This window comes from Methylophaga marina, assembly GCF_030296755.1.
Taxonomy (GTDB): domain Bacteria; phylum Pseudomonadota; class Gammaproteobacteria; order Nitrosococcales; family Methylophagaceae; genus Methylophaga; species Methylophaga marina.
Window position 1 is genome coordinate 1,363,109 of sequence record NZ_AP027741.1, and the last position, 16,798, is coordinate 1,379,906.

Below are 16,798 nucleotides of genomic sequence, written 5' to 3' on the forward strand. Positions count from 1 at the left end.
TTCAGTTCAACAGCGTCTTTCATTGCAGGGATTTTCCAGTCTCTAAAGTAGCGATGAGCGACAGTAACTCCTGATAGAGTTTATCGAACTCATCTAGAAACGCTCTGGCTTCCCCCATCTTGTCAGCAAGTGCATATTCCCGCATTGTTATCGCCAAGTTATGCCATTTCAGATGCGTTGCAACCAACTCATCTAACCATTCGTGCTCGAACAGGTTCTGATTCTTTACGCGTTCAACCCACGTGCCACAATGACAGTAATGCACATCCATAATTGGCCATTGTGGTGATTGAGCCGTATCACTGCTCTCATCAAAGTTACTCAAAAACACTTGTCGCCAGCGTTCAAGCGTTAGCATGAAAAACCGTAATGCCTTCTGTCTTGGTGTGAGTGATAAACGAGATGCTGATACCCAGCCTACTTCAGCATGATAATGTCTGAGCCACGACATCACGTCATCGCTTGGCATGGGTCTGGCTATGCCATAGCCCTGAGCGTTTTCGCAGCCAATCAACAACAACATTAATCCATGCTCGACCGTCTCAACACCTTCTGCAATGACTTGTCTGTCGAACGCTTCAGCCAGGCCGGTTACACCATCAACAATCGTATAGTCCTGTGGATCATCAAGCATGTCACGAATAAAGCTTTGGTCGATTTTAATCGTGTCGGCACTCAAGTGACGTAAATGTGTCAGTGAGGAGTAGCCAGTACCAAAATCATCCAATGCCACTGATACACCAATGGAATCCTTGCATTGCCTTATGACCTTGGTGATGGCCCCAATATCACCTAGAGCGGTGGTTTCGACTATTTCCAGTTGTAGATATTCCGGTCCGATATCGGGATACTCGGCCAGTAACGTCTCCATGTCACTTACAAAGGCATCAGATTGCAGATGGTAAGAGGCAATGTTGACACTGATGGAGAGCATATAGCCTTGCTGGTGTAGAAACTGGAGTTGCTTAAGTGCTTGCTGCAAAACCCACCGTCCGATCTCAATTTCTAGTTCGCTGTCAGCAATCACGGGCAAGAACTTGAGCGGTGTTAATAATCCCCTCGTTGGATGCTGCCAACGTATCAGTGCTTCCATGCCAAAGACTTCACCGTTTGTCATGTTCACTTTTGGTTGATAGAACAAACAGAATTCATCGGTTTTTAAGGCCTGACGGATATCATGCAACAGCTGTTGTTTTTCTATAGTCAGCTGATTATCGGCTGGGTTGAATAGCTGGTAGTGATTCCGACCAGATAATTTTGCCTGGTACATACTTTGATCAGCATGGCGGAGTAGTGTGTCCAGATCATCGCTTTCCTGTGTATAAAAACTAACCCCACTGGAAGCACTGATAGTCAGGCGTAAATCATCTACGTAGTATGGCTGAGCAATAGAGTGGTGTATCCGTTTCAACATGTCTTCACATTCCTGTAAAGACTCCACATCACGAAAGATGATGGCAAACTCATCACCACCAAACCTTGAGATGGTATCTTCTTCCCGAACATTGTTTCGTAAGCGATTAGCCACCTCAATTAGCAGCTGATCTCCAACATCATGTCCATAGGTATCATTGACCGGCTTAAAATCATCGAGATCCAGAAAGCAAATTGCCAGCATCGTTTTTGCACGTTTACAATGCGCCACTGCCTGTAAGAAACGATCAGCCAGCAAGGCACGATTGGGAAGCTTAGTCAGCACGTCATAATGGGCCATCAATTCCAAGGTATCTTGCTGCTGTTTGGCATTGGTAATATCTGAAAACAATCCGACAAAATGACGTGTTGCACCGTCGTCATCAGTCAATGATGAGACCGTTAACAACTCTGCATAAAGTTCACCATTTTTCCTGCAGTTCCATACCTCTCCCTGCCAATAGCCATGGTCGCTGATGGATTTCCACATGTTCTGAAAGAACTCAGGCGAGTGCTTTCCGGAACTCAATAAGTGAGGTGTCTGACCTATCGCCTCTTCACGACTATAGCCTGTGATATGACTAAAGGCGGGGTTCACATCGGTGATCACGCCTTTGGTATCCGTGATCATGATGGCTTCATGAGCCTGATTAAAGACCCGTGAAGAAAAACGTAGCTGCTCTTCAGCCTCTTTACGCACAGTGATGTCATAAATCACCAGCAAGGTCTCATCTCCAAGCGTATTCTCAACTACGGATGAGCTGACCAGGGCTACTCGAGGTTTGCCTTTTTTCGTCTCAATATCAATCTCGAAAGCATGACTCATACTACTGATATGAGCATTCTCTTGAGAGAAATCATGTTTTGATTTTTCCCTTTGTTGCTGTACCAGAAACATGAGCCTTTTCCAGTTAGGTAAGGTTTCAATGTTATCCAGATCGTAACCAAAGGTTTCTTTAAATGACTGATTGATAAACATCACTCGCTGCTGCTTATCCAACAAAATGTAAGGAACAGGTGAAGATTGAATCAGACTGCGGTATTTGTAATTAGCGATTGATGCCATCAAAACAAAACGAATAATGATGGCTGCCAGTAAAAAGATAAAAGCGGTCACACCATAAACCGTCAGTACCTCATGCCAGTATGCTTTGGGTAAAGTAGACCAGCCACCTTTTGGTTCAGCCGCCAGTATCCACTCTCCCTCAGGCAGCTTAAGTGTTTGGCTCAATGTGGGCTGTTGGAATAAAGCAGGGTCACCATAAAACACAGCACCTTGTCGCCCTAAGCCATCCTTCCCTCTGATAGCTAATTCAAAAGGCAGGTCCTGGTTCAAGCCGACTTTATTAAAAAATGCTTTGATATCAATGACAGCAGAAATCAGTCCCCAGAAATATTCCTCACCTGTTTTATCATTCTGTAAAAAAACAGGCACACGGGTAATCAGGCCTGTACCACCTTGTTTTAATTCTAGTGGACCGGCCAACACCAGTTCACGTGTTCGCCTTGCTCGGTCAGCCGCTTCAAACTGCTCAGGTTCTTCACGGTAGTTCAGCCCTAACGCATCTTCATTACCCTTTATCGGATAGATGTATGAAATCACCATATCTGGTGCCGCCGCGATATTCCGAATCTCCAGGTCGTCATTAACCAGATAACTCACTGCTGAAGCAAACTGTGCTTGCGACAGCTCCTGGTTCACAGCAAATAGGCTGGGAAGGCCTCGAACAAGTTGTATATGCCCCTGTAACTCGGAACTGATACGGTTGTTATATTCGGAGAGTAATTCCTGAGTATTGGCGTATAGCTGAGATTTGTAGTTTTCGGTGACACCTTGACTGATAAACGTCGCGACTGAGATGCAGATCACAGCCAGTACAGCCAATATGCTATAGAATGCCATTTTTGTGTAACTGCTAATATGCATAAACGACTATCATCTTAACCAACTGAAATATAACCTCTTTTATGAAGATAGCTCTCGCAAATTATGCACAAAAACAATACGCATTCGCTGTGCTACTGCATTGATACGACACAAGCTTTCCCTACAATGCTTGCAACAGATGCATTAATACCACATATTAACGTGTATACGATTGATTAGCATAGCAATATCTACACATCAAATGGTAATTCAAAGATAGTGTTTTCCTGTATGAATCGGTGACCCAAAGCGAACAGAATTGAACAACCAGAATCAGTATCGACCTAATATGAAAAAACAAAGCGGTGGCATACCTCGGTATCTAGCTACTTTCGCAGACTTAATGACGCTATTGCTTTGCTTCTTTGTATTACTGTTGAGCATGGCCGAAATAGATGCGCTGAAATATAAAGTTGTTGTTCGCTCCATGGAAAATGCCTTTGGCGTCAAAAAAGAAACGCCAGATCAGATCATCAAAGCCACCAGCATCATTAAACAAACCTTTTCCCCTGCTCCTACTGATACACCCTCGCCCCTCTCAAAGATTTTTCAGGAAAGTGTCAATGACGAGCACGCCATAAAAATTCATGATGCCAATTTGTACCAACGGGCAAAATTGAATAATCTGATGGCTACACTGCAGAAAAAATTTGTTAAAGCGATCACAGCAGGGCAGCTGAGTCTTGAAACCATTGAAGACAGAGTCATTATTCGTATTAATGAAAATGCGTCTTTTCCTTCTGGACAGGCAACGCTAAAACAAGGCATATTGCCAGTTCTGGCTCACATCTCTGATGTACTCACGGAACTGAATACGACATTTGTAGTCGCAGGACATACAGACAATGTGCCACTCAGTAACCTGAATTATCGTTCAAACTGGGAGTTATCTGCCGCCAGAGCGACATCAGTCGTACACGCACTGCTGCGTAATAGCGAGTTGACTCCCGAACAGTTTAGAGTGGAAGCGTATGCAGATACCAGACCCATTCGCTCAAATCTGACATCGCAAGGGCGCGCTATGAATCGTCGGGTTGAAATTGGCATCATTACCCCATAGCGGTAGACTGAATTATCACTATATAATCGAACACAACAGAACACAGATCGGCCCCCTGAAACCAACGGATAAGGACGCATCATGAAAACATCAGACCTACTCGTCAAAGCACTCGAAAACGAAGGGGTCGAATATATCTTCGGCATCCCCGGCGAAGAAAATCTGGATTTTCTTGATTCTTTAAAACATTCCTCTATCAGGCTGATTATTACCCGTCATGAACAAGGGGCGGGCTTTATGGCCGCCAACTACGGACGATTAACAGGCAAACCCGGTGTCTGTTTATCCACTCTCGGGCCCGGAGCCACCAATCTGGTCACCCCGGCCGCCTACGCACAACTAGGTGGCATGCCTATGTTGATCATTACCGGTCAGAAACCCATTAAAGAAAGTAAACAAGCCCTGTTTCAGATTGTGGACGTCGTAAATATGATGCGTCCTATTACCAAGTTCACTAAACAAGTCGTGCATGGCAGCACCATCGCTGCAACTGTTCGAGAAGCTTTCCGTATTGCCGTTGAAGAAAGACCAGGCGCGGTTCATATTGAACTGCCAGAAGACATTGCCGCCGAAGAAGCCCATCAGCGCATCTATACGGTGGAAACTATCCGTCGCCCCGATGCGGATAACCGCACGATTCAGCATGCATTGAAAATGATAGAAGAGGCGTCAATGCCTCTATTACTGATTGGTGCCGGCGCCAACCGGAAACGCGCCAGTGCCGCACTGACAAAATTTGTCGAACATACCGGTATTCCTTTTTTCAACACGCAACTGGGTAAAGGCGTGATTGATGAGCGACATGACAGCTATCTGGGTACTGCTGCTTTATCTGAATCTGACTTTCTACATTGTGCTATCGAGCGCGCTGACCTCATTATCAATGTGGGTCACGATGAAGTAGAAAAGCCGCCTTTCTTTATGAAAGATGGGGGGCTCAAGTCATCCACATTAATTTCCATGCAGCAGAGATTGATCCGGTCTATTTCCCTCAGCTCGATGTGGTTGGTGATATTGCTACCTCGATTAACCGCCTTCGTGCCGGGCTTGAAGTGCAACCGCACTGGGACTTTTCTTACTATTACAGAGTCAAACAGGAAGTCAACGAGCGGCTATCTAAATACAGTGACGATGAGCGCTTCCCTATTCTGCCGCAAAGTGCTGTTCGCATTATCCGAGAGGCGATGGGAGAGGAAGATATTCTCGCGCTGGATAACGGTGTATATAAAATCTGGTTTGCACGCAATTATCCAAGCTATTACTACAACTCTCTGTTACTCGACAATGCCCTCGCCACCATGGGCGCAGGCTTGCCCACCGCAATGATGGCAAAAATGCTGAATCCGGATCAAAAAGTCATGGCTGTCTGTGGTGATGGCGGCTTTATGATGAACTCACAAGAAATGGAAACAGCCGTAAGATTAGGCTTAGATTTAGTGGTGCTGATTTTCAATGATAATGCCTACGGCATGATCAAATGGAAACAAGAAGGCATGGGCTTTGACGATTATGGCCTCAATTTTAATAACCCGGATTTTGTGAAATATGCTGACAGTTATGGCGCTTTTGGCCACAGACCCACCAGTCATGCTGAGTTCATTAAAACGCTGGATTACGCCCTCAATGCTAAAGGGGTGCATCTGATTGATCTGGCTGTTGATTATTCATTGAACTATTCCATCCTCAGTGAGGGTCTGAAACAAAAAATCTGTATTTTATAAGGAGCTTATATAATGACCACGCCCCATTTTCCGTTGAAGATCGCTGGTTTATCCAAAACGGATGCTTCCAGGGCCGAAGTCTTCTCGCCCTTCAATGAACAATTACTCGGTACTGTCGAACAAGCAGATAAAGCGGATATTGAAACGGCATTAAGTACGGCTCATGATCTTTACAAAGATCGCTCACAATGGCTCCCCGTTGTTAAACGCATTGCTATTCTGGAAAAAGCCGTTGAGCTCATGAAGGCGGATGCTGAGAGCCTAGCTATCGGTGCCGCTGAAGAAGGTGGTAAACCACTTATCGACTCGCAGGTTGAAATGACACGCTGTATTGATAGCATTCGAGCCTGCATCGATGGATTGCGTAATGATGCCCCTCATACTATTCCCATGGGTATCAACCCGGCTTCGCAACATCGTTTAACAACCATACGTAAAGAGCCAATTGGTGTGGTGGTTGCTATCAGTGCCTTTAACCACCCACTTAACCTTATAGCCCACCAGGTGGGTCCAGCGATTGCGACGGGTTGTCCAGTCATTGTAAAACCTGCTGAAAAAACACCTTTATCCTGTTTTCGCTTAGTGGAGATATTCCACAAAGCAGGTTTACCGGAAGGTTGGTGCCAAGCGTTACTTACACAAAGTCACGAAGATACCGAGTCTCTGGTCACAGATGACCGTGTGGCATTTCTGAGTTTTATCGGCAGCGCCAAAGTGGGTTGGTATTTACGCTCTAAACTCGCACCAGGCACACGTTGTGCGCTGGAACACGGTGGTGTCGCCCCGGTTATTGTGACCGAAGACGCTGATATTGACGCGGCTGTTCCCGGTCTCAGTAAAGGCAGTTTTTATCATGCAGGACAAGTATGTGTATCAGTACAACGAATCTATGCGCATCGTTCTATAGCCAGACAGCTGGCAGAGAAATTGGCAGCAGCAGCTAAACAGCTCAAGGTAGGTGACCCGGTATCTGCTGATACCGAAGTAGGTCCTATCATCAAAAAAGTGAATTAACCCGGATAGATAACTGGGTCAAAGAAGCGATCGATACCGGTGCGGAATGTCTATGTGGTGCCAAGGCACTGGATGATAACTGCTATGCGCCAACCGTGTTATTTAACCCACCCGCTGATGCAAAAGTGACCACGTCAGAAGTCTTCGGCCCGGTGGTGAATGTGTATCCATTTGACGAGGTTGATGATGCGTTGGCCGCGGCGAACAGCCTACCCTTTGCATTTCAGGCCTCGGTCTACAGTCGTGAATTAAACGCAGCCATGTATGTGGCTGATAAACTCGACGCATCTGCTGTGATGATCAATGAACATACCGCGTTTCGTGTCGACTGGATGCCGTTTGCCGGCTTGAAACATTCAGGCTTGGGAACGGGGGTATTCCTTACACCATGGAAGATATGCAAGTGGAAAAAATGGTTGTCATCACTTCTAAAGGTATTTCTGCCTAGCATGTTCACGCCATCACTTAAGGCACTATCGACGATAGTGCCTTATTTTCTTGTGTTTGTGAGTCTCTTAGCAGCAGAATGTCATGCACTGACCGATGTGCGAGCCGTCACTAAACCCAACGTAAAAGAATTTGCCCCACTGACTACCAGCAAGTTATCGTCTCTGACGCTTAAGCCAGCGGGTTGTATCCAGAAAACTGAAACGGTGAGCTTGTTAGGTAAGCTGAGCGAAGCGCCTACAGGGTGGGCACTGAAATCGGGAGACAACTGGTTCACCCTGGACAATACAAAAGTCAGTGATAATCAGTATTTACTCCAGCTTCCCGAAGCCGGCCTCACAGCCGGACAGAGTTACCCCCTGTATGTCGTTAACGCGGATAATAGAAAAGACTCGGGATTAAAAATCACTATCTGCCCCGCCTTCACACTTTTACCATTAATCCCGGCCAACACTAAAACTGATTAATAAACGCGATTATCGTTTGTCTCAATTCATCCCTGCCTCTCAGGGGTTTAGCCAAATATGACACCATGGCAACGTGATTTAAATCGTCAAACTCAATCAGTTCAACAGCACCGTTTTTCTGCTTAATTTTCGTTGCCAGATTGACACTGTTTTTAGGTAAGACCGTGCGGTCCTTATTGCCAACCATCAAGAGCATCGGAGGATTATTTCCTTCCACAAAATGAATAGGTTGGCTTCGCCAACGTTGTTGTTCCGGACCAAATATCTGCTTTAGACGGTCACTTTGCAATGGTAAGAAGTCATAAGGCCCTGCCAAGCCAATCATGGCTGTGACGTCTGTCGGCTGATGATCATATTTCGCTAAATAGGTGGCATCCAGACTGAGTAATGCAGCGATATGCGCACCGGCGGAATGTCCAGCGATAGTCACATGTCCCGCCTCTCCACCATATTCATTAATATGCTCCAATACCCAGGTCACAGCACGAGCACCATCATCCACAAATGCGGGAAAGACGACTTCTGGGTATAAGCGATAGTCAGGAATCACGACAATATAACCGGCAGAGGTGAGCGCCTCGGCAACAAACTTATAATCAGCTTTGCTGCCAGAATCCCAGCTACCGCCATAAAAGAAGACGACAGTCTTCAATGGATGATCTGATCTCGTGTGGGCAGGTAAATAAATGTCTAATTTTTGCCTGTTCTCATCACCATAGGCTTTATCCGCTAGTTTCTGATAGCCATTGTCTGGTACAAGCGCATTCAATACAGTCACTGGCGAACAGGCCTGACATATTGAGACCAGGACCGCTGTCACTGTGCTTCGAAGCACATGTCGACACGTTTTACTCATGCAATTTTCACTCATTTAACAGCCTATCAGAAAGAAGATAAGCTTTTGATTTATATTGTTATTAGGTTCACGTGAAATTCACGTTAAGCGGCAGAGACTGAATCTAACAATCAAGTCAAAGGTGACGACGATGAAACAGTTTCTACTCACAGCGGCGATGCTACTTCTGCTTAGTTCTATCTCACCTGCCAGCGCCAATAAAGTGGCCATTCAATATGAGTTTGATGCTGTCAGTCCTTTTTATGGTGACACAGCGATCGTGGTCCAAAATAAACAAGGCATCCCACATGTGGGTCTGATTAATAAAGCGGGCGAATTTATTCTCCCTCCTCAAAAACAGACTGAGATTACCGCCTTTCATGAGGGACTTGCTCCCATCCGTATTGATCAACATTGGGGAATGATCAACACCCAGGGTCAGATGATTATCCCCGCATTGTATAAAAAGCTGAGCCCATTCAACGACGGCCTGGCGGCTGCTTTGGAAAATGATAAATGGGGCTATATCAACACAGAGGGTAATTGGTCTATCTCACCTCGCTTTGATAAAGCAGAATCATTCAGCGAAGGTAAAGCGGCTGTGAAGCAATATGGTTCTTGGGGATTTATCGATACACAGGGAAAGTGGGTTGTTCAGACACAGTTTCGTGAGTCACAACCCTATAGCGAGGGTTTCGCCGCTGTAAAAACTAAAGATGGCTGGGGTTATCTGAACGCTAAAGGACAAATGCACATCACACCTCAATTCGAGACGGTGTTTTCTTTCAGTGAACAGCTGGCTTTGGTGAGTTCTAACGCAAAATGTTGGTTTATTTCTTCTGATGGGCATCCCATAAGTGATACAAAATACGACCGTGCCATGCCTTTCAGTGAAGCAAAAGCCGTGATTATGCTGGATGGCAAATATGGTTATATTGATAAGCAAGGCAAAACAATCATCCCACCACACTTTGACAATGCCTGGTCATATAAAAACGGCTTAGCCAGAGTGGAGAACGCGGGTAAAGTGGGATATGTAGATGACACTGGACACGTCGTTATAGCGCCTCAATTCAAATGGGGGCAGTCTTTTCAGGAAGGCTTGGCGGCGGTGACACTGGATTACTGGGATTATGGCTACATCAACCAATATGGTGAGCTGGTCATTCCAGCACAGTATGATGACGCCAGACCATTCAGTGATGGTCTGGCGCCAGTCAAACATCAGGGAAAGTGGGGTTATGTATCCTTGGACTGATTGGCTGCCGCTTCCATCAGCTTGACATCAAATGGTTTACTATCCTCACCAAAATACAGTGTGCTGTGTGGGAATGGAATTTCGATATTTTTCTCGTCAAAGCTCAGCTTGATACGTCTTAGAAACTCTCGGCCCACTGTCCATTGTTGAATTGGTAAGGTTTTAATTCTGCCTTTGATAACGACAGCTGAATTATCTAGTTTATCCACACCAAAAATTTCTGGTGGTTCAATAATCAGGTGTTTCATATCCTCATCAGCCATCATACTGTCAGCAACTTCTCGGATGACTTTGGTCACCTCGTCGGTGTTTTCTTTGTAAGCAACACCAATGTCAAAAACATACGCTGACCACTCTGTCGTCATATTACTCAACGTCGTGATGGTGCCATTGGGGAAAAAATGTACGATCCCCGCCAAGTCACGTAGCACCGTTGTCCGGAAGTTGATAGCTTCGACCAGCCCACCCGTGCCATTAATGACAGCTACATCCCCCACTCGGATCTGATTTTCCAAAATAATAAAAAAGCCTGAAATAACATCACGAACCAGATTCTGAGCACCAAACCCTATTGCTAAACCCACAATCCCCGCACTAGCAAGCAATGGCCCAACTTCTACACCAATCTCTCTCAGAATTATCAGGAAGAAAGTAATCCAGATCGCGAGCAAACCTGCTTGCTTAAGGAGCCTGACAATGGTTTCGATACGTTTTCTGGACTCGAGTGATGATTCACCTCGTGCTGTCGCTTTGCCGACCAGTCTTAGTTCAAACCGCTGTAATGCTGATTTGAGTAACCATGTTGTCACCCAGGCCACAATAAAGATAATCACCATTCGAAAACTGGTGGTGATAATAGTAGACCAGCTGATTTGCTCAATAAATGTCTTTATGGGTTCCATCGTATACTCCGATAAAGGGGGTGAATTCAGACGTCATATCCGAGATAATAATTAACTTGATTATGTTCGTTAACAACGCTGTTAACTCATCCTGTCTTTAGTATTAACGACTCAAAGCCCGCCCGTGGGTTCCATCCATTGTCGTGAGCGAGTAAACGATGATTGCTCAATCTCAACTTTTTGACTATCTTTAAACACAGCGATTCCTGGAACAATTTATGACGTATTGTATTGCCATATCATTAGATAAAGGACTGGTTCTAACCTCAGACTCAAGAACCAATGCCGGTATTGATCAAGTCAGTACATACAGCAAAATGTTTCGTTTCAATACGCATGCTGACCGCTGTATTACCATATTAAGTGCCGGTAATCTGGCCACCACGCAATGTGTTATTGAACAGATAAACCGGGATCTACGGGAAAATAGTGAGACCAGCCTCAATAGCACACACTATCTTTCTGATACCGCTGACTATGTAGGTGATGTTTTAAATCAACGCATCAAGCGTTATAGCGAAGATCAGCAATCCGGCTTTTCACCTGATGCGACCTTATTACTGGCTGGCCAAATAAAAGGGCAACCACCCCAAGCCTTTCTGATTTATCCACAAGGAAACCACATTACCACCAGCCGTGAAACACCCTACTTACAGATAGGTGAGAGTAAGTATGGCAAACCGGTATTAGATCGTTTTCTCACCATGCAAACGTCACTCACCGATGCCGCTACCTGTGCATTAATTTCTATGGATTCCACCATGAAAAGTAATGTCAGTGTCGGCCCGCCGATTGAGGTGCTGGTATACGAGACAGATAGCCTGGTCTTTAAGCATCATTATCGTTTCGATGCAGAAGATACTTTTTTGATTAACTTACGGCGGGAATGGGGTAATAAATTAAATCAGGCATTTAAGGAAATGCCGCGGATTCCCGAGGCTTTCTCAACGACTTCAACAACTGATGAATAAAAAGTAATTTTCTTCTGACCGGCGCTGAAACGACAAAGGGGTAAGCATCTGTATTGCCAACACTTCGATTCAGTGCATTCATTTTCACCACCAGCGATAACCAGTCGTTCATCATCACATCAAAATCGCTAGCATAATCAAAATGCTCAATCAGGTCATAGGTCATCGCCGTTTCCATGGTCTCATTCATCATCAAATAATGTGACCAGGTCTCAGCCCAGTCTTCAAGAGGATGCGCACTGGCATAGGCTGACAAGTAGGAGGCTGGCCAGTCTGCTGCGGGTCCGTTTTCATAATACGATTCTAGACTGCTTTGATAATCTTGCTGCTGGTATTCAAACACCTCACAAAACATGGCGTAGTGATCGGTATCTTTTATCAGCATATCCCAATAATAATGGCCGATTTCATGACGAAAATGTCCCAGTAGGGTTCGATAGGACTCGTTCATAGCTTCACGCGTTGCTTCTCTGAAGCTACCATCTGCCTCAGCAGCATTCAGCGTTATCACCCCCTGACTGTGTCCACTTAACACATGCTCAAGTGCCAGCATCGGATTGGTTCTCTGATCTTCAAGGAAGTCAAAAACCAAGCCATTTGGATAGCCTTGATAGGCGCCCTTTATCGGCAGGTTTAACCTCAGAATGCCATAGAGCATACGACGTTTTGCCGCTTCCAGGGTTCGCCAGCGCCGCCAGTTTTCAGGTTGACTCAATATGGGTATGGTGCGTGTTAACGCACATGAAATGCATTGAGTATTAGATGATTCAGCCGGAATCAGCCAATTACAGGCAATCTCATCATCACGGTGCTCACAACTTCGATAGCGCTGCAGTGGAAAAAGATCGGTCATCAACCAGGCCTTATCATCTTCTTGCAGGCTGGTTAACTGTTGTAGCTCTGGAATAAACCCCAACTGACTGCCACAAACACCACAGTGGGTATTGTCGAAGAAAATTTCCTGCCCACATTGGCAAAAGAACCGTTTCATGAAACGGAGTAGTCCGGATAAAACCAATTAGTGGTAATACTGGTATTCAGTCGATTTAAGGCGATTTGTAACTCATCCATCATCAATCGAATAGTTTCTGGCGGATTTCTCTCCGGACTATATGCCTGTAGATCATTCAGAATCTCAGCCTGCTGTGCCAACATGTGTTTATCTCCAGGTAAATACTCTAAGTAATTTCCTACCGACTTGACAGAAAAGCTCAAAGAACGCGGGAAAGCTGTATTTTGAATTAAAAATGCCAACACATTTTCCCCTTTCAATGAGGAGTTATGTGCTTGAATATACATTTGCTGGGCATTTAGAACTCTCAGTAATGTCGCCCACAAAATACCTTCGTGCTGTTTTAGAGTTTCACTTCGGTTATCTGACATCAGCAATGCCGACAACTCCAATATTCGGCTGGTCATATCTGCCCGTTCCAGATGTTTACCCGCCTGTAAAAAGTCATAAGCAAAATTGCGACTCATGTGATTAGCAATCATACCCCATATACACTGACATGACTCCATGATAGTGAGTAATAACTTCTGTCTGCGACGACGATTACCAATGGATGATAATTCACTCTTCACTAATAAGTGTAGCTCATTCACCTGCTCCCAGACTTCTTCTGGTAATACATCCAATGAGGTTCGGGCATTTTCTCTCACAGCCGCCAGATTATTAATCAATGAACCACCATAGCCAGGATCAGCTAATAGAAAATGCATAATGTCATATTCATTTTCACGCGGATGTTTTCTGTAATAAATCTGCTCAGCATCAAAAATGGTCACCAAGGTAAACCAGTTCACTTCCATATGCTCGGGCAAGTCCATTAATAGTGCGGTATGCACATTAATTAATCGCGCCGTGTTTTCCACGCGCTCTAAATAACGAGCCAACCAATACACTCTCTCAGCAACACGAGATAACATTAGTCTTCCTCCATGAAATGGCGACTATCATCAACAATCCAGGTATCTTTACTACCGCCCCCTGTGACGAGTTAACAACTAACGAACCCTCGACCATCGCTACACGAGTCAGCCCACCGGGGGTGACATAAATATCATCTCCAGACAGAATAAATGGCCTTAAATCGACATGTCGTGGTGCAATCGTGTCATCACAACAGGTGGGGGAAACAGATAAACTCAAGGTCGGTTGAGCAATGTAGTTTTTTGGATCATTGATCAGTAACTCACGAAATTCTTCCACTTTCTCTGCCGAGGAATGCGGTCCCACCAACATGCCATAGCCTCCTGACTCATTGGCGGGTTTGACCACCAGTTCAGGCAGATGCGCTAACACATGGGTCAAATCTTCCTCATTACGACACAGCCAGGTAGGCACATTGCCCAAAATGGGTTCTTCATTCAGGTAATAACGGATCATGTCAGGCACATAGGCATAAATGACTTTATCGTCAGCGACACCGCATCCTGGCGCGTTGGCTATCGCGACTTTACCCGCACGCCAGGCACGCATAATCCCTGGCACACCTAGCATTGAATCAGGACGAAAAACTTCTGGATCAATAAAATCATCATCAATACGGCGGTATATGACATCAACACGCTCAAGGCCATGAATCGTTTTCATGTAGACATAATCATCATCCCCTACCAGTAGATCGGCGCCTTCCAGCAAGATCAAACCGGCTTGTTGAGCAAGGAACGCATGTTCAAAATAGGCTGAGTTATAGATACCGGGCGTCAATAACGCCATCGTTGGATGAGTTAAATCAGGGCGTAATGAGGCGAGCATTTCTGCTAAGTGTTCAGGGTAGGCATCAACAGGGCTAATATTTAAGAGTTTGAATAGCTCAGGCAAGACTCGCTTGGTGGTTTTTCTGTTTTCGAGCATATATGCCACCCCAGATGGTACACGTAAATTATCCTCTAACACGTATAGCGTGCCATCATGATCGCGTACTAAATCTGAACCACAGATATTGGCCCAAACGCCATGAGCAGGGGTCATACCATGACATTCTTTACGATAACCTTTGGATTGATAAACCACGTCGGCGGGTATGATGCCAGCGTTGATAATATTTCCATCGTTATAAATGTCTTGAATGAACTGATTTAAGGCATGAATGCGTTGTTTTAGCCCTTTTTCGGTGCGTTCCCACTCACTCTTTGGAATAGCCCTTGGGATAATATCGAATGGCCAAGCCCTATCAATATTGCCCGCATCACTATAAATGGTGAAGGTGATGCCACGCTCCAGCATTTCTACTTCTGACTCTTGCACCCGCTGCGTAAACGCTTCTTTTTCCATGCAACGCAAGTATTCAAGCAGTTTAAAACTGAATGCTCTGGGCTGATGTTTTGCAAACATAAGCTCATCAAAAAACGAACCCGGTTCATAGTCCTTCCAAATGTCCTTCATCAGTCCCCCTATCAGGTTTTAGTTCAAAAGAACGATATACAGAAGAAGAGAGCAAAAGTTATACCCGACTTGGATGGCAGGTTACTTTTTTCGGTTTTATTTTGTCAGTGCGGCATTCACCATACTGTTAATCCGTTTAGCAGCATTATCTTCATGTGTGCCACGATAGGCTGACACCAACTGTTTTGCTTCATTGAACGCCTCATCAATTTCGTGTCTGAAAAGCTGTTTGTAACGTTCAACACCTATCAGATAGACCCCGCCTGACAGCGATAGCCCCTGTTGAATGCTAGCTCTTTTATCACTTGCATCTGAGGCGATGCGTTGAGCCACAATCTGACTATACAAAGGAATCCCCATCACAAAACTTAAGAGCTTATTCACCTCTTGGGGATTTCTATCTTTCCAGTACTGGGCATAAATGGAGATCCGTCTTAAACGGAGCCAGTCAATATCCGTTAAAGCCGCAACAGGACCTGATGGCTGTGCACCATAAAAGATCAACTCAATATCACTGCAGAATTGATAATAATCCGGCAATGAGGCTTTACTTAATTGATCACCCGCCATCGCGATATCCACTTCCAGAGCTTGCATCGCTGTGGGTTCAGTGGAAAAAAGCAGCACTTTACTATGTGCCTGACCTGCCTTGTCTGACCAGAATTGAATCGCCTTTGCCAGAGGATGGAATTCAGCCAAAACCGACACGGATGAAAATAAATCTGTCTCAAGCGCGATCATCGACACCTCCTCCGCTAAATCATCTCTGAGCGTTTTTTAAACAAAAAAAGCCCTGTTCAACAGCTGTTGAACAGGGCTTTTGCAACGATAAGCTCGTTTAGCTGAGTGCTGACAAGGCTTTTTCATAATCAGGTTCATCAGCAATTTCACTGACTTGTTCGGTATAAATAACTTTGCCAGTTTCATCAATGACGACAACCGCACGCGAACACAAACCAGCTAAAGGCCCATTTTTCATTAATAAACCGTAATCTTCAGCAAATGAAGAGCGAAACGCCGAACCAGTCACGACATTATCAATACCTTCTGCACCACAAAAACGTGCCATGGCAAAAGGTAAATCTTTTGATACACAGACAACCGTGGTGTTATCCAAGGCAGCCGCTTTTGTGTTGAATTGTCTGACAGACATCGCACAGGTAGGCGTATCTACAGATGGAAAAATATTGAGCACAACACGACCAGATAAATCTGCCAGAGTCAGCTCAGACAAGTCATCTTTTGTCAGGCTAAATTCTGGTGCTTTTTGTCCAACTGCAGGCAACTCACCCACTGTCTCAAAAGGGGTTCCTTTTAATGTCACTGTAGTCATAAAATCTCCTTTAATTTAATTTGCGAAACATGTCAGCATCCGCCTTGAAGAACTGGCTA

General features: G+C 45.1%; 10 protein-coding genes and 3 pseudogenes. 5 read left to right on the forward strand and 8 right to left on the reverse strand.

The window, feature by feature from the left end; genetic code table 11:
* Positions 1-19 precede the first annotated feature (19 nt).
* Positions 20-3,340 (reverse strand): EAL domain-containing protein, encoded by a 3,321-nt coding sequence (locus tag QUE24_RS06970; protein WP_286305884.1) that lies wholly within the window; start codon positions 3,338-3,340, stop codon positions 20-22.
* 289 nt (positions 3,341-3,629) lie between these two features.
* Between QUE24_RS06970 and QUE24_RS06975 the strand changes: the two genes are divergently transcribed.
* The 3 genes and pseudogenes from QUE24_RS06975 (at position 3,630) to QUE24_RS06990 (ending at position 8,049) form a co-directional block, all read left to right on the forward strand.
* A complete protein-coding gene (locus tag QUE24_RS06975; protein WP_286305885.1) occupies positions 3,630-4,400 on the forward strand; it encodes a flagellar motor protein MotB in 771 nt (256 codons plus the stop codon).
* An 81-nt stretch (positions 4,401-4,481) separates the two neighbouring features.
* A pseudogene (locus tag QUE24_RS06980) lies at positions 4,482-6,121 on the forward strand (acetolactate synthase large subunit).
* Positions 6,122-6,133: 12 nt separating this feature from the next.
* Positions 6,134-8,049: pseudogene (locus tag QUE24_RS06990) on the forward strand (aldehyde dehydrogenase family protein).
* Here the strand turns inward: QUE24_RS06990 and QUE24_RS06995 are convergent.
* Complete coding sequence (locus QUE24_RS06995) at positions 8,036-8,905, reverse strand: alpha/beta hydrolase (RefSeq protein ID WP_286305887.1); 870 nt, start codon at positions 8,903-8,905, stop codon at positions 8,036-8,038. The pseudogene QUE24_RS06990 and the gene QUE24_RS06995 sit on opposite strands and share 14 nt — an antisense overlap.
* Positions 8,906-9,035: 130 nt before the next feature.
* Here QUE24_RS06995 and QUE24_RS07000 point away from each other — a divergent pair, with 130 nt between their 5' ends.
* Positions 9,036-10,142, forward strand: a complete 1,107-nt coding sequence (locus QUE24_RS07000; protein WP_286305888.1) for a WG repeat-containing protein — start codon at positions 9,036-9,038, stop codon at positions 10,140-10,142.
* Here the strand turns inward: QUE24_RS07000 and QUE24_RS07005 are convergent.
* Positions 10,124-11,044 carry a mechanosensitive ion channel family protein gene (locus tag QUE24_RS07005; RefSeq protein WP_286305889.1) on the reverse strand — a complete coding sequence of 307 codons (921 nt, stop codon included), beginning with the start codon at positions 11,042-11,044 and terminating at the stop codon, positions 10,124-10,126. The genes QUE24_RS07000 and QUE24_RS07005 overlap by 19 nt on opposite strands.
* Positions 11,045-11,262: 218 nt before the next feature.
* On the opposite strand from QUE24_RS07005, the gene QUE24_RS07010 reads away from it, so the two are divergent.
* The gene (locus QUE24_RS07010; protein ID WP_286305890.1) at positions 11,263-12,015 is read left to right on the forward strand and encodes a proteasome-type protease; all 753 of its coding nucleotides are present in this window, start codon (positions 11,263-11,265) and stop codon (positions 12,013-12,015) included.
* Here the strand turns inward: QUE24_RS07010 and QUE24_RS07015 are convergent.
* From QUE24_RS07015 to tpx, 5 genes and pseudogenes are all read right to left on the reverse strand, one after another.
* Positions 11,957-13,006: a zinc-binding metallopeptidase family protein gene (locus QUE24_RS07015; protein WP_286305891.1), complete on the reverse strand. Its 1,050-nt coding sequence runs from the start codon at positions 13,004-13,006 to the stop codon at positions 11,957-11,959. The two genes, QUE24_RS07010 and QUE24_RS07015, sit on opposite strands and share 59 nt — an antisense overlap.
* On the reverse strand, positions 13,003-13,944 hold the full coding sequence (locus QUE24_RS07020) for an alpha-E domain-containing protein (RefSeq protein WP_286305892.1): 942 nt from the start codon (positions 13,942-13,944) through the stop codon (positions 13,003-13,005). Before QUE24_RS07020 ends, QUE24_RS07015 begins: the two co-directional genes overlap by 4 nt.
* A pseudogene (locus QUE24_RS07025) lies at positions 13,944-15,406 on the reverse strand (circularly permuted type 2 ATP-grasp protein). The gene QUE24_RS07020 and the pseudogene QUE24_RS07025 overlap by 1 nt, the downstream one beginning before the upstream one ends.
* A 96-nt stretch (positions 15,407-15,502) precedes the next feature.
* Positions 15,503-16,147 carry a hypothetical protein gene (locus QUE24_RS07030; RefSeq protein WP_286305893.1) on the reverse strand — a complete coding sequence of 215 codons (645 nt, stop codon included), beginning with the start codon at positions 16,145-16,147 and terminating at the stop codon, positions 15,503-15,505.
* Between the two features lie 97 nt (positions 16,148-16,244).
* Positions 16,245-16,739: a thiol peroxidase gene (tpx, locus tag QUE24_RS07035; protein WP_286305894.1), complete on the reverse strand. Its 495-nt coding sequence runs from the start codon at positions 16,737-16,739 to the stop codon at positions 16,245-16,247.
* Between the last annotated feature and the right edge of the window lie 59 nt (positions 16,740-16,798).